Annotated in this window: 19 protein-coding genes; 3 read left to right on the top strand and 16 right to left on the bottom strand. The window is 54.2% G+C overall.

Features of this window, described 5'->3' with window-relative positions; translation table 11 throughout:
* Window positions 1-37: 37 nt before the first annotated feature.
* The 5 genes from accD to pdxB all read right to left on the bottom strand — a co-directional run bounded on the left by accD (window position 38) and on the right by pdxB (window position 4,858).
* A complete protein-coding gene (gene accD, locus QVF11_RS06955) occupies window positions 38-952 on the bottom strand; it encodes an acetyl-CoA carboxylase, carboxyltransferase subunit beta (protein WP_110272247.1) in 915 nt (304 codons plus the stop codon).
* A 194-nt stretch (window positions 953-1,146) separates the two neighbouring features.
* A complete protein-coding gene (locus QVF11_RS06950; RefSeq protein WP_110272246.1) occupies window positions 1,147-1,806 on the bottom strand; it encodes a DedA family protein in 660 nt (219 codons plus the stop codon).
* 27 nt (window positions 1,807-1,833) lie between these two features.
* Window positions 1,834-2,646 carry a tRNA pseudouridine(38-40) synthase TruA gene (gene truA / locus QVF11_RS06945; RefSeq protein ID WP_110272245.1) on the bottom strand — a complete coding sequence of 271 codons (813 nt, stop codon included), beginning with the start codon at window positions 2,644-2,646 and terminating at the stop codon, window positions 1,834-1,836.
* Entirely contained in the window at window positions 2,646-3,659 is a 1,014-nt protein-coding gene (locus tag QVF11_RS06940; RefSeq protein WP_112212956.1) for an aspartate-semialdehyde dehydrogenase, read from the bottom strand. The genes truA and QVF11_RS06940 overlap by 1 nt, the downstream gene beginning before the upstream one ends.
* A gap of 62 nt (window positions 3,660-3,721) precedes the next feature.
* A complete protein-coding gene (gene pdxB / locus QVF11_RS06935; protein ID WP_287855885.1) occupies window positions 3,722-4,858 on the bottom strand; it encodes a 4-phosphoerythronate dehydrogenase PdxB in 1,137 nt (378 codons plus the stop codon).
* A 99-nt stretch (window positions 4,859-4,957) separates the two neighbouring features.
* Between pdxB and flk the strand changes: the two genes are divergently transcribed.
* A complete protein-coding gene (gene flk / locus QVF11_RS06930) occupies window positions 4,958-5,917 on the top strand; it encodes a flagella biosynthesis regulator Flk (RefSeq protein WP_287855883.1) in 960 nt (319 codons plus the stop codon).
* 46 nt (window positions 5,918-5,963) lie between these two features.
* Here the strand turns inward: flk and QVF11_RS06925 are convergent, their stop codons facing one another.
* On the bottom strand, window positions 5,964-7,139 hold the full coding sequence (locus QVF11_RS06925) for an MFS transporter (RefSeq protein ID WP_287855881.1): 1,176 nt from the start codon (window positions 7,137-7,139) through the stop codon (window positions 5,964-5,966).
* A 205-nt stretch (window positions 7,140-7,344) separates the two neighbouring features.
* On the bottom strand, window positions 7,345-8,562 hold the full coding sequence (gene fabB, locus QVF11_RS06920) for a beta-ketoacyl-ACP synthase I (RefSeq protein ID WP_112212948.1): 1,218 nt from the start codon (window positions 8,560-8,562) through the stop codon (window positions 7,345-7,347).
* A 158-nt stretch (window positions 8,563-8,720) separates the two neighbouring features.
* On the opposite strand from fabB, the gene mnmC reads away from it, so the two are divergent.
* Entirely contained in the window at window positions 8,721-10,709 is a 1,989-nt protein-coding gene (mnmC, locus tag QVF11_RS06915; protein WP_287855879.1) for a bifunctional tRNA (5-methylaminomethyl-2-thiouridine)(34)-methyltransferase MnmC2/FAD-dependent 5-carboxymethylaminomethyl-2-thiouridine(34) oxidoreductase MnmC1, read from the top strand.
* Between the two features lie 53 nt (window positions 10,710-10,762).
* Here the strand turns inward: mnmC and QVF11_RS06910 are convergent, their stop codons facing one another.
* The 6 genes from QVF11_RS06910 to prmB are packed head-to-tail and all read right to left on the bottom strand — an operon-like array spanning window position 10,763 to window position 15,317.
* Window positions 10,763-11,041, bottom strand: coding sequence for a YfcL family protein (locus QVF11_RS06910; protein ID WP_112212947.1), 279 nt, complete (start codon window positions 11,039-11,041; stop codon window positions 10,763-10,765).
* Window positions 11,042-11,072: 31 nt separating this feature from the next.
* Entirely contained in the window at window positions 11,073-11,621 is a 549-nt protein-coding gene (locus QVF11_RS06905) for an elongation factor P hydroxylase (protein ID WP_112212946.1), read from the bottom strand.
* Window positions 11,621-12,430 (bottom strand): sulfite exporter TauE/SafE family protein, encoded by an 810-nt coding sequence (locus QVF11_RS06900; protein WP_112212945.1) that lies wholly within the window; start codon window positions 12,428-12,430, stop codon window positions 11,621-11,623. Before QVF11_RS06900 ends, QVF11_RS06905 begins: the two co-directional genes overlap by 1 nt.
* Window positions 12,430-13,254: a penicillin-insensitive murein endopeptidase gene (gene mepA / locus QVF11_RS06895; protein ID WP_142513036.1), complete on the bottom strand. Its 825-nt coding sequence runs from the start codon at window positions 13,252-13,254 to the stop codon at window positions 12,430-12,432. Before mepA ends, QVF11_RS06900 begins: the two co-directional genes overlap by 1 nt.
* A 3-nt stretch (window positions 13,255-13,257) precedes the next feature.
* Window positions 13,258-14,343 carry a chorismate synthase gene (gene aroC / locus QVF11_RS06890; protein ID WP_112212943.1) on the bottom strand — a complete coding sequence of 362 codons (1,086 nt, stop codon included), beginning with the start codon at window positions 14,341-14,343 and terminating at the stop codon, window positions 13,258-13,260.
* Window positions 14,344-14,384: 41 nt separating this feature from the next.
* On the bottom strand, window positions 14,385-15,317 hold the full coding sequence (gene prmB / locus QVF11_RS06885; protein WP_110272429.1) for a 50S ribosomal protein L3 N(5)-glutamine methyltransferase: 933 nt from the start codon (window positions 15,315-15,317) through the stop codon (window positions 14,385-14,387).
* A 167-nt stretch (window positions 15,318-15,484) separates the two neighbouring features.
* Here prmB and smrB point away from each other — a divergent pair, with 167 nt between their 5' ends.
* Window positions 15,485-16,036, top strand: a complete 552-nt coding sequence (gene smrB, locus QVF11_RS06880; RefSeq protein ID WP_112212942.1) for an endonuclease SmrB — start codon at window positions 15,485-15,487, stop codon at window positions 16,034-16,036.
* A 20-nt stretch (window positions 16,037-16,056) separates the two neighbouring features.
* Here smrB and sixA read toward each other — a convergent pair whose 3' ends face one another.
* The 3 genes from sixA to fadI form a co-directional block, all read right to left on the bottom strand.
* Complete coding sequence (sixA, locus tag QVF11_RS06875) at window positions 16,057-16,542, bottom strand: phosphohistidine phosphatase SixA (protein ID WP_287855873.1); 486 nt, start codon at window positions 16,540-16,542, stop codon at window positions 16,057-16,059.
* Between the two features lie 209 nt (window positions 16,543-16,751).
* Window positions 16,752-18,896, bottom strand: coding sequence for a fatty acid oxidation complex subunit alpha FadJ (gene fadJ, locus QVF11_RS06870; RefSeq protein WP_287855871.1), 2,145 nt, complete (start codon window positions 18,894-18,896; stop codon window positions 16,752-16,754).
* On the bottom strand, window positions 18,896-20,206 hold the full coding sequence (gene fadI, locus QVF11_RS06865; RefSeq protein WP_287855869.1) for an acetyl-CoA C-acyltransferase FadI: 1,311 nt from the start codon (window positions 20,204-20,206) through the stop codon (window positions 18,896-18,898). Before fadI ends, fadJ begins: the two co-directional genes overlap by 1 nt.
* Window positions 20,207-20,229: the final 23 nt, after the last annotated feature.

The following is a 20,229-nucleotide window of genomic DNA, read 5'->3' as shown; positions in this document are numbered from 1 at the left end:
AAAAAGGGCAGCACCGTCAGGCCTGCCCTCTGTATTATCAGGCCTCTGGTTCCTGATCCGGCTCCGGTGGCACCACCTCACCTTCGTGAACGGGTTCCGGATTTGGCGCCGGAAGGTTCATCAGCTTCGCCAGAATACTGGCCAGCTTCAGACGCATTTCCGGGCGACGAACGATCATATCGATCGCCCCTTTTTCAATCAGGAACTCACTGCGCTGGAATCCCGGCGGCAGCTTCTCACGAACGGTCTGCTCAATAACGCGGGGACCGGCAAAACCGATCAGCGCTTTTGGCTCAGCGATGTTCAAATCGCCCAACATAGCAAAGCTCGCCGAGACACCGCCCATGGTTGGGTCGGTCAGCACGGAGATATACGGCAAGCCGCGCTCCTGCATTTTCGCCAGCGCAGCGGAGGTTTTCGCCATCTGCATCAGCGACATCAGCGCTTCCTGCATACGCGCGCCGCCGGAAGCGGAGAAACAAATCAGCGGGCAGTTGTCTTCCAGAGCCTGTTCAACCGCACGAACAAAGCGCGCGCCGACGACAGAGCCCATTGAACCGCCCATAAAGGAGAATTCGAAAGCGGCGGCAACAACCGGCATTTCATGCAGGGTGCCTTTCATGACCACCAGCGCGTCTTTTTCGCCAGTCTCTTTCTGGGCTGATGCCAGACGGTCTTTATACTTTTTCGAATCGCGGAACTTCAGCACATCTTTTGGCTCGAGCTCGCTTCCCAGCTCCACGAGGGAACCTTCGTCCAGCAGGCTATGCAGGCGGTTACGCGCCGACATACGCATGTGGTGATCGCACTTAGGGCAAACCTCCAGGTTGCGCTCCAGCTCTGCGCGGTACAGTACCTGACCGCAGCTGTCGCACTTGGTCCATACACCTTCAGGGATACTCGCCTTACGGGTGGGGGTTATATTGCTTTTAATTCGTTCAATCCAGCTCATTGATAACCTTTCTACCTGAACCTGGTCGATGCCAGTTTTGTCGCAAGGGGCGCATAATGCCATTTTTGCCCCTTACAGACCATGAATGTTGCACATTAAATCATAACATCCCGTAACATGGGATAAAAAAGTGGTCGAACCGCTCACACTTCACTCTTCGGACGGTGGCATACCGCCCGAAGATAACCGCAACGTTATTTCGCCTGTTTCGCCGCAGCACGCTTGTGGCGAATGATTTCAATCACCCCTGGCAGTACGGAAAGCACGATAATCGCCACGATTAGCAGCTTAAGATTTTCCTGCACGATCGGCAAATCGCCAAACAGATAACCCGCGTAGGTGAACAGCAGCACCCACAGCAGCGCGCCAACCACGTTATACATCGCAAAATGACGATAGGACATATGTCCCATTCCCGCCACAAACGGCGCAAAGGTTCTGACGATCGGGACAAAACGAGCAAGGATTATGGTCTTGCCGCCGTGGCGAGCGTAGAAGCCATGGGTTTTATCCAGGTAGCTGCGGCGGAAAATTTTTGAATTGGGATTACTGAATAACTTTTCACCAAACAGCCGCCCGATGGTGTAGTTCAGGGCATCGCCGATAATCGCAGCAACCACCATCAGCGCCACCATCAAGTGCACGTTGAGATCGTTAGTCGGCAACGCCGACAAAGCACCCGCAACAAACAGCAGAGAGTCACCTGGCAGGAACGGCGTGACCACCAGGCCGGTTTCACAGAACAGAATCAAAAACAGAATCGCGTATACCCAGATGCCGTATTGCGCGACCAGCTCAGCCAGGTGCACATCAATGTGTAAAATAAAATCAATTAAAAAACGAATCAGATCCATAGTTTGCGTTAGCCCTTAATAACCAGGTTAGTCCGCCAGAAACAGCGGGCCCATCGGCATTACCGGCAGGTCGTAGCGGGCCGGATAATCCACCGACACCAGATACAATCCTTCCGCTTTTGCCGTTGCAGCGGCCAGAGTCCTGTCTTTTGCCGCCAGAAGTTCTGCAATCCAGCTCTCTGGCTGGTTACCGGCACCTACTTCCATCAGACTGCCTACAATATTCCTTACCATATGATGTACAAAGGCATTCGCTTTGATATCCACCACCACATATGCACCATAACGGGTGACGTTAATATGCATCACGTTACGCCACGGGGTGCGCGACTGGCACTGTACCGCACGAAACGAGGTGAAATCATTTTCCCCCAGCAGACACTGGGCCGCGCGCTGCATCCGCTCAGCATCCAGGGGATGGTAATAGTGAGTCACGCCCCGACCTAATACCGCCGGTCGCAGGCGATGATTATAGATGACGTAGCGATAGCGGCGCGCCGTGGCGCTGAACCGGGCATGAAAGTCCGGTGGAACTTGCTTAACCCAACGTACCGCGATATCGCCAGGTAAATTCGCATTAACTCCCAGCGTCCATGCCACGTCTTTACGTAATGCACGGGTTTCAAAATGCACCACCTGACCGGTACCATGAACTCCGGCATCGGTACGACCGGCACATAATACGCTCACCGGTTCATTAGCAACCTGCGAAAGCGCCTTTTCCAGTTTTTCCTGCACGCTGCGAACTTCATTCTGCCGCTGCCAACCGTAGTATTTGCTACCGTCATACTCAATGCCCAGCGCAATTCTATAGACCGGCGGCTGCTCCATCTCAGACATTAGTACAAATACTCCTGGACCAGTTTCTCAGCGATTTTCACCGCCATCAGCGCGCCGCCAAAACGGACGTTATCGGCCACTGACCAGAACTGCACCTGCTCCGGCATACCATAATCATTATGCACGCAGCCGATGGAAAGGCGCACGGTGCCGGAAGCGTCGCCGACCTGAGTCGGGAACTCCCCCTCTTCGGACAGCTCGATATCTTCACCACGGGCAAAGGCATCACGCGCTTCTTCCGCCGACAGCGGGCGCTGCGCTTCAAAGCCTACCATTTGCGCATGACCGTAGAATACCGGGGACTGCACCACACTTGCGGAGATCATCAGGCCGTCATCTTGCAAAATCTTGCGGACTTCATCGACGATACGACGCTCTTCGCGCACGCTACCTTCACGATCGGGCAATAGCGGCAACATGTTGAACGCCAGCTGGCGGCCAAAGAAATCGTCCTCATCAACCGGAATGCCGTTAAGCAATTTAGCGCTCTGCCCCGCCAGCGCATCGACCGCTTTTTTACCGTGAGCGGAAGCAGACAGCAGATTGGTCACACTAATACGCGACAGGCCACCCTGATCGATCAGCGGTTTTAACGCTGCAAGCAGCTGGCTGGTCAGGCTATTCGGTACCGCAATAACGTTGCGATTACGGTAATCCGCCAGTACGAACGGGTTCACATCCGGCACCACCAGCGGCACGTCCGGTTCAAGCGCAAACAGACCACTTAAATCAATCACCAGACAACCCGCGTTAGTGGCGTCTTCGATATACGCGGCGCTCGCTTCTACACCGGCGGCAAAAAAGGCCAGCTGGGCCTGAGTCCAGTCGAATTCAGCAGCATCCTGAACGATAACCGACTTACCCGAAAAACGCAGATGCTCACCGGCGCTTTCATTACGCGCCAGCGCATAAATATCCCCCACCGGGAACTGACGATCGGCAAGGGTTTCGAACAGGGCTTCGCCTACGGCGCCCGTTGCGCCCAGTACGGCAATATTCCAGCCTTCAGACATGGTGGTGTACTCCAGAAAAAAGCGGCCCTGCCGGATTATCCAGCAGGAGCATTAAGAAGATATTAACGGATGGGATGATGCATGGCATTAAAGCCTAACTGACGCAACAGCGTCGCCGCCGGTTCGTCGCTGCACTGAACATACAACGAAGACCATTCACGGCGTTCCTGATAATTTTTGCGCAGCTTGTCGAACTCACCAGCAACCCCTGCGACTTTTCGCAGCGGCGCATCATCGCGGCGCACATCATACACCAAATGCGCCAGTCGTTTTAGCGTTGCCTGATCAAGCGGCCCATGCAAAGTGATGCGACCAAACTCAGGCGCGGGCAACAGAGTGTCCAGAGCCACCTGCTGCGGATGACCGATAAATGCGCTGTAAGCCTCAAAAACCTGCGTCGTACCACGCGCTTTGCCTTCAAGGGTATAGCCCGCAATATGCGCGGTGCCAATATCAACCCGCTTAAGCAATTCGGTATTGAGATCGGGCTCAGGCTCCCAGACATCAAGCACCACGCTTAGCGCCTGATTATCCTGCAAACGCCTGAGCAGCGCGGCGTTATCAACCACCGGCCCACGGCAGGCATTAATTAAAATCGCCCCCGGCTTAAGGCGGCTAATCAGCGTCTCATCCGCCAGGTGCAACGTTTTATACGACCCTTCTTTATAGAGCGGCGTATGGAAAGTCAGAACATCAGCTTCCTGCACCAGCTCATCAAGAGTGCGGAAATCGCCTTCATCACCGCGATCGGCGCGAGGCGGATCGCAGAGCAGGGTTTTGATCCCCAGCGCCTCAAGGCGTTTTTGCAGACGCCCACCGACGTTGCCTACACCCACGATCCCAACCGTGCGATCGGTCAGCGCAAAACCATCACGTTCAGCCAGCATTAACAGCGCCGAAAACACATATTCTACTACAGCGATGGCATTGCAGCCTGGTGCTGCGGAAAAACCGATCCCCGCCTGCTGGAGCCACACCTGATCGACATGATCGGTACCCGCAGTCGCGGTGCCGACAAATTTGATAGCCCTGCCAGAGAGCAGCGTTTCGTTAACTTTGGTGACCGAGCGAACCATCAGAGCATCGGCGTCATTCAGCGCTTCAGCCGGAACAGGACGACCAGCAACGGCCTTCACTTCCCCCAGGCGACTAAAAAGCTCACGCGCATAGGGCATATTTTCATCAACGAGGATTTTCACGGTTCAGTACCTGTCTGAGAGCGAGAGTAAACCGGGGAAGTGTGCCATAATCTCGCCGCCAGGAACATCATCCCCCGGCCTTATGTAGAAGGATTAGTCATGACACAACCCGTTTCAGGTATGTCCGATCGCCCTCCGGGGACAGGCGAACCTCCGCTCACCACGCAGCAGCGTACCGTACTTGAGCGGTTGATTACGCGTCTGGTGGCGTTAACATCGCAGCAAAATGCCGAGGTGTGGGCCTGCGTTAAACACGATCTGAGCCTGAAAAACGACGCGCCGCTGCTGGCGAGCCATTTTGAGGCCGCCGAGCACAGCCTGAACCAGCGCTTAATCCTCGCGCAACAAAATCATCATCGTCGACAAATTCTGGCGCAGCTAACCGAGCTTTTGAATCAGGGAAATAATCGCCAGGCGGTCAGCGATTACATCCGCCAGCATGATGGACAGACAGCACTGCAAGCATTGACCCTCCCGCAGCTGGAAAATGTCCTGCAATTACTGCAAAGCGGTCAGTTGTCGATCCCTCAGCCACAGCAGCGCCCGCCAACACGGCGTCCACTGCTGCCAGCAGAGCACAATACGCTGAATCAACAGGTGACAAAACTTGCCGCTGCCACCGGCGAATCCAGCAAACTTATCTGGCAATCCATGCTGGAACTTAGCGGCGTAAAAACTGGTGAACTGATCCCGGCCACCCATTTTACCCCACTCTCATATTGGCTCCATGCGCGGCAAACGCTTAGCTCGCAGGCAGCACCGACGCTCACATCGCTAAAAGCTGCGTTGAAACAACCACTTGAGGCTCAGGAGTGGCAGAGAGTGATCAATTTTGCGCAAACCAACTGGCACGCTAATGCGCAAACGCCTCTGAGCACTGCGCAGTTGCTAACGCTGCTCAATAAAATTTTTGTACTGCGGGTCGCCAGAGCCCAGGAGACGCTAGTCATCCCGCCGGTTCAGGCTACCCCCTCTTCACTCAGGCTAGCGTGCAAAAAACCGTGGGTCATCACGCTGACGTTAATCGTGGTGTTTGGCTTGCTGTGGTTGATGATTTAGGAAAGAACAGAATCGGCCCTCGACCAGTGAGGGCCGAACCATAACTCTATTTGCGCAATGAAATCAGAGTCACCACGATCCCCAGCACTGCGCATATCGCTGCAGCGAGGAAAACAGAAGAGTAGCCCAGAGACGTTGCCAATAGTCCAGTAAGCGGACCAGTGACGCCGTAAGAGATATCCTGAAATGCGGCATAGCCGCCCAGCGCCGTTCCTCTCACCTGCGGCGGTACGCGTTTCACCACCTCCACACCCAAGGCCGGGAAGATAAGTGAGCAACCGCAGCCAGTCAACGCGGCACCCGCCAACGCCACCCAGGCATTTGGTGCCTGCCAAAGCAGAGCCAGACCAATAGCCTCAACCAGCAGCGAAACGATGGCGACTTTTACCCCGCCAAAACGATCCGGCATCCAGCCGAACAAAATACGCATCAATACGAAAGCGCCGCCGAATGCGGTCAGTGTAAAACCAGCCATTGCCCAGCCGTGGCTGGCGAAATACAAGGAGACGAACGTGCCAATCACCGCGAAGCCGACGCCCTGTAATCCAAGGCCGATACCGGGGCGCCAGATCATCCCTACAACGCTCCATAGCGACGGGCGCTCACCACCGTGAGCAGGTATTTTACGTACCGTGCCGTTAATCGCCCAGGCGACTAACGGCAGCGCCATGGTGACGCAGGCCAGCACCGCTACGCCATAATGACTATAGATCAGCAGCCCCAGCGGAGCCCCGGCTGCCAGCGAGCCGTATATCGCCATGCCGTTCCATGACATCACTTTTCCTGAACGTGCAGGGCCAACCAGCCCCATTCCCCAGCTCAGATTACCGGTAAGCAGTTGGCTTTCACCAAAGCCGAGGATCAAACGCCCAAGTACCAGCAGGCCAAACTTCGCCAGAACGGATACCGGCAGCAGCGCAGCGCATAGCCAGGCACCGCCTGCCAGCGCGCAGGCCAGCATGCCCTGAAGTACAGAGCGCTTTGCACCATACTGATCCGCCAGGCGACCGGCATAGCCGCGTGTTAACACGGTAGCAAGGAACTGGATACCGACGGCGACGCCAACCATGGTGTTACCAAAACCCAGTTCCTGATGAACGAACAGCGGGATCACCGGCAGCGGCAGGCCCACGGTCATGTAGGTAAGAAAAACGGCGAAAGTAATACGAAACAGCGATCCATTCGCTGAAGAGGTGTTTTTTGTTTCAGTCGCTGCGGACATGCTTTACTCCAGTTCGCAGAGTAAGGCGAGGTGATAACCACGCCATCTCCACCTGATTATCAGGGTTAAGGCGCGTTGGATGACGTTAAACGCTTACGCATTATTGGGGAGAATAATGTTGTGGCAGGAGTTTGCCTGCTTGCGCAGGGGTCTGTCAAGAAGACAAAAAAGGGAGCCCGTTGGCTCCCTTCTCAAGGTTTGCTCGTTACGCGCTGTATTTGCGCATCACCAGCGTGGCGTTAGTCCCGCCAAAACCGAAGCTGTTAGACATCACGGTAGTCAGCGCGCGTTCAGTAGGCTCGGTCACGATGTTCAGACCTGCAGCCTGCTCGTCCATCTCTTCAATGTTGATGCTTGGGGCGATAAAGCCGTGTTCCAGCATCAGCAGAGAGTAGATAGCTTCCTGCACGCCAGCCGCGCCCAGAGAGTGGCCGGTCATCGCTTTTGTGGCAGAGATTGCCGGGCTGTTATCACCGAACACTTCGCGAATAGCACCCAGTTCCTTCACATCACCAACCGGTGTAGAAGTACCGTGGGAGTTCAGGTAATCGATTGGGGTATCAACGCCGTGCATCGCCATCTTCATGCAGCGCACCGCGCCTTCACCTGATGGAGCAACCATGTCAGCACCATCGGACGTTGCGCCGTAGCCAACGATTTCAGCATAAATGTGCGCACCGCGCGCCAGAGCGTGTTCCAGCTCTTCAACGACAACCATACCGCCGCCGCCTGCGATGATGAAGCCATCGCGATGCGCATCATAGGTACGGGACGCTTTTTCCGGCGTTTCGTTGTATTTGGTGGACAGAGCACCCATCGCGTCGAACTCACAGGCCATTTCCCAGCACAGCTCTTCGCCGCCGCCAGCAAACACGATATCCTGTTTACCCAGTTGAATTTGCTCAACAGCATTACCGATACAGTGTGCGGAAGTCGCACAAGCAGAGCTGATGGAGTAGTTCACGCCATAGATTTTAAACGGTGTGGCAAGGCAAGCGGATACTGCAGATGCCATCGCTTTAGTCACCACATAAGGACCTACGGCTTTCAGACCACGCGGGCTGCGCATTGCGTCAGCGCCGAAAACCTGAGATTTAGAAGAACCGCCGGAACCGGCAATCAGACCCACGCGCGGGTTTTGCTGATAGACTTCTTCTTTCAGGCCAGCATCTTCAATCGCCTGCTGCATGGAGAGATAGGAATAGATAGAGGCATCGTTCATGAAACGAACCACTTTACGGTCGATCAAACCAGTTGTGTCCAGTTTGACATTACCCCATACGTGGCTGCGCATTCCCGAATCTTTAAACTCTTCAGAGAAAGTGATCCCGGAGCGTCCTTCACGCAGAGATGCCAGGACTTCCTGCTGGTTATTACCAATACTGGAAACGATGCCCAGGCCAGTAATCACTGCACGTTTCATTCAATACCTCTGTAAGTCACACTATATTAAGTTTCGAGTCGCACAATAGCGTACACTTGTACGCCGAACAAGTCCGATCAGCCAAATTGTGTATAAATTTGCGCCCTCAGGCACACATCGTTAAGATCGTTCTACGCCTTGTGATTCGAGTAACTTACGTGAAACAAAACGCCATACAACCCGCCAACCTGGAATTCAATGCTGAGGGTACACCTGTTTCCCGAGATTTCGACGATGTCTACTTTTCCAATGATAATGGCCTGGAAGAGACTCGCTACGTTTTCCTCAGCGGTAACCAGCTTAACGAACGTTTCCCCATTCATTCGCACCCATTATTTATCGTTGCTGAAAGTGGGTTCGGCACCGGGCTAAACTTTCTCACGCTATGGCAGGCGTTTGACGTTTTTCACCGCGATAATCCAGAAGCTACCCTGCAAAGATTACATTTCATCAGTTTCGAAAAATTTCCGCTGAAGGCCGACGATCTTTCTCTGGCACACCAGCACTGGCCCGAGCTTACGCCATGGGCTGAACAGCTACAGGCGCAGTGGCCGCAACCGTTAGCGGGCTGCCATCGTCTGCTACTGGATGACGGACGTGTAACGCTGGATTTGTGGTTTGGCGATATCAATGAACTCACCAACGAGCTTGATGATTCGCTTAATCAGCAGGTGGATGCCTGGTTTCTCGATGGCTTTGCGCCTGCAAAAAACCCGGATATGTGGACGCCGGAACTCTTTTCAGCGATGGCCCGACTGGCGAGGCCCGGCGGAACTCTGGCTACCTTCACCTCGGCCGGTTTTGTTCGCCGCGGGCTGCAAGAAGCTGGTTTCAGCATGCAGAAACGCAAAGGTTTTGGCCGCAAACGCGAAATGCTTGTCGGCGAAATGAAGCAAACGCTCGACTTCGCCTCGCGCACTCCGTGGTTTGCCCGTAGCGGAACGGAGCAGCGCGATGTGGCGATTATCGGCGGCGGCATCGCCAGCGCCCTGCTCTCTCTGGCGCTGCTGCGTCGTGGCTGGCAGGTGACGTTATATTGTGCCGACAGCGCCCCCGCAGAAGGCGCGTCCGGCAATCGTCAGGGGGCTCTTTACCCTCTATTGAGTCAACACGATCCGGCCCTCGCCCGCTTTTTCCCGGCGGCATTTACCTTTGCACGTCGCCTCTACGACACTCTTCCAGTGCAGTTTGACCACGATTGGTGCGGCGTTACGCAGCTAGCCTGGGATGAAAAAAGCGCACAGAAAATCGCCCAGATGCTTGAACTCAATCTGCCGCCGGAAATCGCCGTTGCCGTTAACGCCCAAACCGTTGCACAAACCTGCGGCGTCGACACCGACTGCGGGGGAATAACCTACCCTGCCGGCGGTTGGCTCTGTCCACAGCAGCTAACTGCCGAACTATTCGCCCTCGCGGCTACTCGCGGGTTACATGTTCACTACGATTATCCTGTTGAAACTATCAGCACTGATAATGACGGCTGGCAATTAAATCAGCGGCAGCACCATGAAGTCGCGGTACTGGCTAATGGTTATCAGGTAACTGACTTCAGTCAGACCACACACCTTCCCATGTATCCAGTTGCGGGTCAGGTCAGCCATATTCCCACCACGCCAGGACTATCACAGCTACGCCAGGTGCTGTGTTATGACGGTTATTTGACCCCGCAAAACCCAAACAACCAACAGCACTGCATTGGTGCCAGCTATCATCGTGGGCAAACGGATACCACGTTTAGCGCTGTAGATCAGCAACAAAATCGCCAACGCCTGATTGACTGCTTGCCGCAGATTAAGTGGGTGCAGGAGGTGGATGTCAGTGCCAATGAAGCGCGCAGCGGCGTGCGCTGTGCAACACGCGATCATTTGCCGATGGCAGGCAATGTGCCCGACTATGATCGCACATTAAGCGAATACGCCTCGCTGGCCGAACGCCAGGAACGGGCCATAGAGGCCCCAATTTATCGCAATCTGTATTTGCTTGCCGCACTCGGTTCGCGCGGATTATGCTCCGCTCCGCTGATGGCCGAAATTCTGGCGGCGCAAATGAGCAACGAGCCGTTACCGATGGACAGAGAAACTCTGGCAGCGCTGAATCCGAATCGTTTGTGGGTAAGAAAGTTACTGAAAGGGAAAGCGGTGAAATAGTCAAAGAAACTGGCCCGATAGGGTGAAATCGGGCCACTAATCAGGCAAAAACGTTATTTCCGCAGCGCCTGCTGATACAAATTATCCCACATGCCCTGCACCAGAATCTGATCGGGTGGCGACAGTTCGCCAGCGTTGATCGCTTTCGTTAGGCTTTGGGTCACCTTATCATTCACCGCTTGCGCAGTATGCTCGTCCTCACCTTCCAGCTCAGCCACCGCCAGCGTCAGATGGCCGCGCAGATAACCGCCGGCAAATAGTTCATCATCACTGGCGTGGTCTACCATATCGTCTATTAACGCCAGAATGCGTGATTCAAACTCCGCGATCATCTTCTTTCCTCATATTATGTAAAGTGTGGCCTTAGTGCAGGTCTTCCGGCCACGGGAATTGCTCAGCCGTCAAAGGCGGCGTTTGATAATATTCTTGTAATGCTTTGATAAAGCGCGCCGGACGCTCGGGGATCCCCTGCTCCAGATAGACCATCACCTGAGCATGTACTCGCCGTTGAAAAACGATACGGTCAGGTTCAAAATCGCCTTCCAGGTTGTCGCAACTGACGTTAAACGGATAGCCAGCCGCCACGCAAAATAGCCAGTCGAACGCCTGCGGTTTCACCTCAACGTCTTCAAATTTAGACTGGGTCATCGCATCACGGCCATCAGGGCAGTACCAGTAACCGAAGTCAACCAGCTCGCGACGCGCTTTACCAGCGATACACCAGTGCGAGATCTCATGTAATCCGCTGGCGTAAAAGCCGTGGGCAAAAACGATGCGGTTATACGGTGCATCGCCATCAGCCGGAAGATAGATCGGTTCGTCATCGCCTTTAATCAGACGGGTATTAAAATCATCGGCAAAGCAACCGTCGAAGATTTCAATCAGCTGTTCGTAATTATGCGTACTGTTCATTAGTTCATCCCCAACCAGTGGAGGATCTCCTGTCCATGGCTGTCATAAAGAAGTTTTGCACTCATCACCGCCGACACGACAACAATCATCGGTCGAATTAGTGATTGTCCTTTGCTCAGCACCAGCCGCGAACCGGCGCGGGCACCAATAAATTGTCCTACCATCATTACGAAGCCGGTGGCCCAGATAACTTTACCGCCAATGATAAACAGCAGCAGGCCGCCAACGTTGGAGGTAGCATTAAGCACTTTGGCATGGGCGGTCGATTTAGCGAGATTGAACCCGGCCAGAGTCACAAAAGCCAGCGCATAAAAAGAACCTGCACCCGGGCCAAAAAAGCCATCATAAAAACCCACGCAGCCGCCAGCCACCAGAGCAAACGGCAGACCGTAAAGACGACGCTGACGGTCTTCTTCGCCGAGCTTTGGCATCAACAGAAAATAGAGACCAATGCCGATAATCAGTATTGGCAGAATCTGCTTGAGAATATCGGACTGGACGTGCTGCACCAGCAGCGCGCCGCCAGTTGAACCAACAAACGTCATCAGAATATTCAGCTTCTGATCGGCGAGATTCACCACCTTGCGGCGGATAAAATAGAGAGATGCGGAAAGCGAGCCACCGCAAGCCTGTAGCTTGTTGGTCGCCAGAGCCTGTGCGGGAGGTAGACCCGCAGCCATCAATGCCGGTACGGTTAACAACCCGCCGCCCCCCGCCAGGGAATCAATAAACCCCGCCAGAATGGCCACGAAAAACAGCACAACCAGTACCGCCGGTGACACCATAAACAGATCGATAAAACTATCCATTAAAGAACATGCTCATCCAGTAGAGCCTGGCAGGAAGGCGGCAATGGAGGCGGCGTCTTCTTCGCAGGAGAGGTTGATCCTGGTTTCGGTGGTTCAAACCAGCTTTGTAATTCCGCGCCGCAACCATCGCCTGCCGGAGGTGGAGCCTGATCTTCACACTCAAGACTTCCCGCAGGACAGCGCAGACGCACATGCATATGCGCACGATGTTGGAACCATGGTCGAACTTTACGCAACCAGTCGCGATCGTTACCCGCATCCAGGCACAACTGCTGCTTGATCGCCGGGTTAACGAAAATGCGCGTGACTTCGCTATCTTCCGCCGCCATCTTAATCAACTGACTGATTTGCGGACTCCACAGTGACGGCACTACGCGTTTGCCATCACGCGCAACCAGATCCAGAGCCTGCGGCTTCATGAGCTGCGCTGAACTCCAGCGCGCCTGCGGGAGCTGGAGAAAGATATCCACATCCAGCCCGGACTGATGGCTGGCGTGGCCGCCGTTGAATCGACCACCAGCCGGCATACCCATGTCACCAATCAGCACCGTCCCCATTCCTTTGTTGTGCGCCTGATTGCTCAGGCGCTGAATAAACTGAACGAGATCCGGATGGCCGAAATAGCGGCGCTGATCGGTGCGCATCACCTGATAGCCGGTAGAATTTAACGGCAGCGCCTGTGCGCCAACGATACAGCCATTAGAAAACGCGCCAATAGACTGTGAACTTCCGCTGATAGGCTGCGTGATTTTCTGCCACGGCGTTGCCGCCAGGCTGGTACTGCTGGCAAGGAGTGTCAGCAGTGCGATAACGGTTTTTTTCATCTATTACCAGCGTGGGATTGATGTCGTCACGTCGCCGTTCTGCGCGCGCTGACGCATAAAGTGATCCATTAAAACGATCGCCAGCATCGCCTCGGCGATCGGAACCGCACGAATACCGACGCAAGGATCGTGACGCCCTTTGGTGATCATCTCGACTTCTTCGCCAAAGCGATTAATCGTGTGCCCCGGAACGGTAATGCTGGAGGTTGGCTTCAGGGCGATATTCGCCACAATTTGCTGACCGCTGCTGATACCGCCCAGCACGCCGCCCGCATGGTTGCTCTGAAAACCCGCTTTAGTAATTTCATCGCGGTTTTCGCTACCGCGAAGTTTCACCACTTCAAAACCATCGCCAATTTCCACACCTTTTACCGCGTTGATACTCATCAGCGCGTGCGCAATATCCGCATCCAGACGGTCAAATACCGGCTCACCCAGTCCCGGAGGCACGCCATCCGCTACCACGGTCACTTTTGCTCCGATGGAGTCACCCTCTTTTTTCAGGCCACGCATTAGTTCATCAAGCGCCTCGATTTTATCCGGGTCCGGACAGAAGAACGGATTTTGCTCAACCTGATCCCAGTCTTTTATCGCTAGCGGAATATCGCCCATCTGGGTCAAACAGCCGCGAATGACAATACCGAATTTGGCGGCGAGGAATTTTTTGGCAATCGCCCCGGCAGCCACGCGCATCGCGGTTTCACGGGCGGAAGAACGACCACCGCCGCGATAGTCGCGCAGGCCGTATTTCTGCTCGTAGGTATAGTCAGCATGACCCGGGCGGAAAACGTCTTTAATCGCGCCGTAGTCCTGGGAACGTTGATCGGTGTTCTCGATCAGCAAACCAATGCTGGTACCAGTGGTCACGCCTTCAAAGACGCCGGAAAGAATTTTCACCTGATCCGGTTCACGACGCTGGGTGGTATAACGCGACGTTCCTGGCCGACGACGATCGAGGTCGTGCTGTAGGTCAGCTTCGGTCAGTGGAATACCTGGCGGCACGCCATCAACGATACAGCCCAGCGCCAGGCCGTGCGACTCGCCGAAGGTAGTAACGCGAAAGAGTTGTCCAATTGTGTTTCCTGCCATCACGGCTCCGTTATTGTCGTTATGTTTGCGTGTTTATTGTTTTAGTCTTTATAGATGCTGAAATGCGCACGGGCGTCAATCAGTTGCGATTTGGTCAGCATAAAGACGCCATCACCGCCGTTGTCAAACTCCAGCCAGGTAAATGGTACGTCAGGATACTGTTCCATCAGATGTACCATGCTGTTGCCGACTTCACAAATCAGGATACCATCATCGTTAAGATAATCTGGCGCGCAGGCCAGAATGCGGCGAGTCAGCTTCAGACCATCGCTGCCTGAAGCCAGTCCCAGAACCGGCTCATGGCGATATTCGCCCGGCAGGTCGGACATATCCTCTTCATCCACATAAGGTGGGTTAGTCACGATCAGATCGTATTGCACCTTCAACAGGTCGCGGAACAGATCGGAGCGAATCGGCGTTACGTTGTGAATTAAACCGTGATCTTCGATGTTTTGCTCGGTAACAGCCAGCGCATCCGGGGAGATATCTACCGCGTCAACTTCCGCTTCCGGGAAGGCATAAGCACAGGCGATTGCAATGCAACCGCTACCGGTGCACATGTCAAGAATGTGCTGCGGTTGATGGTCAATCAGGCCAGCAAACTGATTATTGATAAGCTCGCCAATCGGTGAACGCGGCACCAGCACGCGCTCATCAACGTAAAACTCATGGCCACAGAACCAGGCTTTATTAGTCAAATAAGCCACCGGAATACGCTCATTAATACGACGAATCACGCGCTCAACGATGCGATGCTTTTCACTGGAAGTCAGGCGCGCGGTACGCATATCTTCCGGAATATCCAGCGGCAAATACAGCGACGGCATCACCAGTTGCACCGCTTCATCCCACGGGTTATCAGTACCGTGTCCGTACCAGATATTTGCAGCGCTAAAGCGGCTTACCGCCCAACGCAACATGTCCTGAATGGTATGAAGCTCATTAACAGCCTCATCAACAAAAATTTTATCCACGCTATCCTCCAGGACACGCTCTGCTATAAATTCGGCGGCTAGTTTGCCACGAAGACGGGGATAAATCAGCATTCTTACGTCAGGCTAAGGGGGAAATATACGTTTTCCTTGCCTGGATGTATGACGAGTCGGGTAAACTAGCGACAAAGAAAAAATGAGACCAGGTAATGAAAAAGAAAACATCGCTAAGTGAGGAGGATCAGGCATTGTTCCGGCAACTGATGACCGGCACGCGTCAGATTAAACAGGACACTATCGTTCACCGCCCGCTGCGCAAAAAAATCTCTGAGGTGCCGCCAAAACGGTTGCTTCAGGAACAGGCAGACAATAGCCACTTCTTTTCGGATGAATTTCAGCCGCTGCTAAATACCGAAGGCTCGGTTAAGTATGTCCGTTCGGACGTCAGCCATTTTGAGCTAAAAAAATTGCGGCGAGGTGATTATTCTCCAGAGCTGTTCCTTGACCTGCACGGCTTAACCCAACAGCAGGCCAAACAAGAACTGGGCGCGTTAATTGCCGCCTGCCGTCGCGAGCATGTGTTCTGCGCCTGCGTGATGCACGGGCATGGGAAACACATTCTTAAGCAGCAAACGCCGCTATGGCTGGCGCAACATCCGCAGATCATGGCATTTCATCAGGCACCAAAAGAGTACGGCGGTGACGCCGCACTGCTGGTACTGATTGAAGTTGAAGAGTGGCAACCGCCGGAGCTTCCGTAGTTCGTCAGCCCCGGAGGAGATTAAATCGCTTTTGCCATCTTCAAATTGCAGGGGCTCATTTGCCAGGTGAATTCACCTTTGCCTTCAGCATCAAGCGTGACGCAGGCAATAGCAGATGTGGTGAACATCGGGGGAGTTTCCCCCGGGCACAGCTCTGAGACGAGGTACCCCACTAAAGGCAGATGCGACACGACCAATGCCGTCGCCACACCTTCATTTGCCAGCGCCTGAAGATAAGCGTTGACCATACCAACATCGCCGCACGGCGTGAGTTCCGGCATCACGTCGACATCTTTCGGCAGATTCATGCACTCCCCAACAATCTCCAGCGTCTGTTCAGCACGCAGGTAGGGACTCACAAGAACCCGCTCAATATCCACTTTTTGACCTTTCAGCCAGGTTGCCATCTGACGAGACTCATCACAACCGCAGACGGTTAGTGGACGAACCGAGTCACTGGCTGCATCGAGGGCAGCGTCGCCGTGACGCATAATAAAAACTTGCATATTGCACCGCTTTTGTTAACCAGAAGCACCGTAGCCTTACCAACGTAAACAATACGCAGGTGACCCGGTGGCCGGGCATTGTGCCTGATCCATTCAACGAATGAAACGCTGTTTTTTACCTCAATGGCGTAAGTATAGTCAACTATTGCTTACAAAACAGCCAATGGCCAGCATCATTCATTGCCGGATTTACCTTCTTTGACCACAACTTAGGTCGTCCGTTCATCAGTGGGCCAAAAGGTCGCCCCCTGCTCCGCCATGTGTAATAAAGTGTCACATGGTGTAAAACGCGGGCCATACTGTGCGGCCAGGCGCTGCAAAATTGCCACGACTTCTCCCGCACCCAGCTTATCTATATAGCGGAACGGGCCACCAAGAAACGGCGGGAAACCAATACCAAACACGGCACCGATGTCACCATCGCGCGCACTGCGGATAATTTGCTCATCGAAGCAGCGCGCTGCCTCATTAAGCATCATCATCACACACCGTTCCGCCACCTGCTGCACGGACAATTGCTCCCGCGCAGAAGAAACGCCCAGTAAAGAGTAAATCGCAGTGTCAGGCCGTTTTTTGCTTTTACGCCCTTTCGCCTCATAAAGATAGAAACCCCGATTATTTTTTCTACCTTTGCGATCGTCATTCAGAATCGCGCTAATGATGTTTGCAGGCGGGCTAAAACGTTCTCCCCATGCCGCCTCCAGAACCGGGATAATTTTGGTCCCGGTATCGATACCGACCTCATCAAGCAGTTGAATAGGTCCGACAGGAAAACCAAATTTTACCAATGAGTTATCAATATGTTCTATCGGTTCACCTTCCATCAACAGGCGCATCGCTTCATTAATGTAAGGGGCCAGAATACGGTTAACATAAAAGCCCGCTTTGTCAGCCACCACGATGGGTGTTTTCCCCTGTTGCTTCGCCAGTTTTACCACCGTCGCGATAGTTTGCTGATTGGTACCGGCATGCGGAATCACCTCTACCAACGGCATTTTCTCTACCGGACTGAAGAAGTGTAGGCCGATAACCTGCTGCGGCCTGCTGGCTTGTGCCGCGATCTCACCGATCGGTAATGATGAGGTATTAGAGGCAAAGATCGTCTCAACGCTACAGTGCTGCTCAACCTCGCTGACCATTTTTTGCTTGAGGGCAAGGTCTTCAAACACCGCTTCGATAACCACATCACGATGTGCGAATCCCTGGTAATCCGTAGAACCCGAGATCAACGCCAGCTGACGATCGCGCTCGCTAGCCCGCAGATAGCGGCGGCGAACCTGTTTGTCGAGCAGATCCCAGCTGTACTTCATGGCGTGATTGATCCCGCGCGGTTGGATGTCCTTAATGCGTACCGGCAATCCTCCTTTACAGGCGGTGACGTAAGCAATTCCCCCTCCCATCAGCCCGCCGCCAAGAATACCTACACTGCGCAACGCGCCGGGTTCAGCATCCGCACCGCGATCTTTCTTAAGATCGGTACTGGCGAAGAAAATGGCTCGCAACGCTTGCGATTGCGGCGTCATCGCCAGCTCACCAAAGGCTCGCGCTTCTTCGGCATAACCACTACTGCAACCCTGCGCCAGCCCGGTTTCAATCACCTGTAGAATACGTTTGGTCGCTGGATAATTACCCTGCGTTTTTTGATGTGTCTTTTCCGCCACCAGGCGAAATAGCAGACTACGACCTAATGGTCCGGCGAGGATGCGATCGCGTACAGGAACAGTGCGGCTTACTGGGCGTCCTTTCAACGCCAACTCTACTGCGGTTTGCAACAAAATGGCCTGCGGCACCACTTCATCAACCAGTCCCACTTTCAGGGCCTGACGCGGGCGAAGCTGCTTGCCGGTCAGGATCATATCCAGCGCGCTGCTGACGCCGATTAATCTTGGTAAACGCTGGGTACCACCGGAACCTGGCAGCAGGCCCAATTGAACTTCAGGCAAACCAAGTCGGGTTTTATCATCATCGCTGCACACCCGCCCGTGACAAGCCAGCGCCAGCTCAAGGCCACCACCCAGACATGCGCCGTGGATAGCAGCAATAACCGGAATCGACAACCCGTGGATCTCCGCCATAATCTGCTGCCCTTGACGGGCCAACGTTTCAGCCTCCAGGGCAGAAACGCAGCGGGCAATCATGTTGATATCGGCCCCGGCAATGAAATTATCTGGCTTTGCCGAAATGAACACCGCACCGCGCAGGTCTTTGTTGTCGCGAAGCTGACGGATGATTGCCCGTACTTCGCTGGCAAACTCGGCTTTCAAGGTATTCATTTTTTCGCCAGGAGCATCAATCGTAATCACGGCAATATTGTCCGGGCGAATCTCAAGCGTAAACGCCGACAGGATGTCCATTATTCGGCCTCCAGAATCATAGCTGCACCTAAACCACCCGCAGCGCAGGCAGTGACCAAACCAAATCCGCCTCCACGACGCCGCAGTTCGTGTAACGTTTGGGTGATCATTCTCGCGCCCGTGGCGGCAAAAGGATGACCATAGGCTATGGATCCGCCGAGCACATTGAACTTGCTCTCATCAACCTCTCCTGTTGCCTGTGAACGTCCAAGCACTTCACGAGCAAAGCGGTCGCTCGCCAGACATTGCAAATTAGCCAACGTCTGCGCGGCAAAGGCTTCGTGCATATCAATCAGGGTTAAATCAGCCAGCGTAAGTCCTGCCCTTTCCAGCGCCAACGGCGTCGACCATGCCGGTCCCAACAGCATATCCTGCTGGACAGCAATGGCGCTGAAAGCATAGCTGCGCAGATAGCCCAGCGGGACAAGCCCCAGCTCTTTAGCCCGGGATTCTGTCATCATAATCACCGCCGCCGCGCCATCGGTTAACGGCGTACTGTTAGCAGCGGTCACGGTCCCGTGTTTGCGATCAAAGGCCGGGCGTAACTTTTGGTAATCAGCAAGCGTTGAATTTTTACGAATATTATTATCCTGAACCAGCGGTTCACGGAAAGGCGGGGTATATGCCGTCATCACTTCTGCTGATAGTTTGCCCTCTTCCCAGGCCTTCGCGGCAAGCTGGTGCGAGCGAAGCGCTAGCTGATCCTGCTGTTCACGGGGAATACCCCAGGTTTTTGCCATCTGTTCAGCGGTGTCCCCCATCCGTAGACCGGTGGAATATTCGGCGACCGCTGGCGGCACAGGAAGAAGATCGCGAAAGCGTAGACGGGAAAAGAGCTTGAGGCGCTGACTCAGGGTGCGTGCTTTATTGACATCAACCAGGACGCGGGCCAGTTTTTTGCTAACACCGATGGGCAACACGGACGAAGAGTCAGCCCCACCCGCGATGCCCGCCCGGATAGTTCCTGCCATCAGACTTTCTGCGACGTTGGCCACCGCCTGAAAACTGGTCGCACAAGCGCGACTGACGCTGTAGGCATCGGTATGTACGCTCATACCGGTTCCCAGAACAATTTCCCGTGCGATATTTGGCGCTTCCGGCATCTGCACAACCTGGCCAAATACCAGCTGCTCGATTATTTCCACAGGGATATCGCTGCGGGCCAGCATTTCGCCAACCACCAGCTTACCGAGATCAACGGCAGGAATGCCATGAAACGCCGTCGCCTGTCTGGCAAACGGAGTACGTAAACCGCTGACTATAGCAATGCGATCGCCCTGGCGGGTGACTAGCGGTAATGCCTGACTCATAACACTCCCCTGTTAACCGATAA

The sequence above is a fragment of the Klebsiella sp. genome (assembly GCF_027492335.1).
Lineage (GTDB): Bacteria > Pseudomonadota > Gammaproteobacteria > Enterobacterales > Enterobacteriaceae > Klebsiella > Klebsiella huaxiensis.
The sequence above is the reverse complement of the archived record's forward strand: the minus strand, read 5'-3'. Positions and strand labels throughout refer to the sequence as shown.

Coding starts and splice junctions, on each gene's coding strand:
- QVF11_RS06925 (WP_287855881.1), bottom strand. CDS start 7,139: ATGTCCGCAGCGACTGAAACAAAAAACACCTCTTCAGCGAATGGATCG.
- sixA (WP_287855873.1), bottom strand. CDS start 16,542: ATGCAAGTTTTTATTATGCGTCACGGCGACGCTGCCCTCGATGCAGCC.
- QVF11_RS06905 (WP_112212946.1), bottom strand. CDS start 11,621: ATGAACAGTACGCATAATTACGAACAGCTGATTGAAATCTTCGACGGT.
- mepA (WP_142513036.1), bottom strand. CDS start 13,254: ATGAAAAAAACCGTTATCGCACTGCTGACACTCCTTGCCAGCAGTACC.
- fadJ (WP_287855871.1), bottom strand. CDS start 18,896: ATGGACATCCTGTCGGCGTTTACGCTTGAGATTCGCCCGGACAATATT.
- QVF11_RS06910 (WP_112212947.1), bottom strand. CDS start 11,041: ATGATCGCGGAGTTTGAATCACGCATTCTGGCGTTAATAGACGATATG.
- QVF11_RS06940 (WP_112212956.1), bottom strand. CDS start 3,659: ATGTCTGAAGGCTGGAATATTGCCGTACTGGGCGCAACGGGCGCCGTA.
- fabB (WP_112212948.1), bottom strand. CDS start 8,562: ATGAAACGTGCAGTGATTACTGGCCTGGGCATCGTTTCCAGTATTGGT.
- aroC (WP_112212943.1), bottom strand. CDS start 14,343: ATGGCAGGAAACACAATTGGACAACTCTTTCGCGTTACTACCTTCGGC.
- truA (WP_110272245.1), bottom strand. CDS start 2,646: ATGTCTGAGATGGAGCAGCCGCCGGTCTATAGAATTGCGCTGGGCATT.
- fadI (WP_287855869.1), bottom strand. CDS start 20,206: ATGAGTCAGGCATTACCGCTAGTCACCCGCCAGGGCGATCGCATTGCT.
- smrB (WP_112212942.1), top strand. CDS start 15,485: ATGAAAAAGAAAACATCGCTAAGTGAGGAGGATCAGGCATTGTTCCGG.
- QVF11_RS06950 (WP_110272246.1), bottom strand. CDS start 1,806: ATGGATCTGATTCGTTTTTTAATTGATTTTATTTTACACATTGATGTG.
- QVF11_RS06900 (WP_112212945.1), bottom strand. CDS start 12,430: ATGGATAGTTTTATCGATCTGTTTATGGTGTCACCGGCGGTACTGGTT.
- accD (WP_110272247.1), bottom strand. CDS start 952: ATGAGCTGGATTGAACGAATTAAAAGCAATATAACCCCCACCCGTAAG.
- flk (WP_287855883.1), top strand. CDS start 4,958: ATGACACAACCCGTTTCAGGTATGTCCGATCGCCCTCCGGGGACAGGC.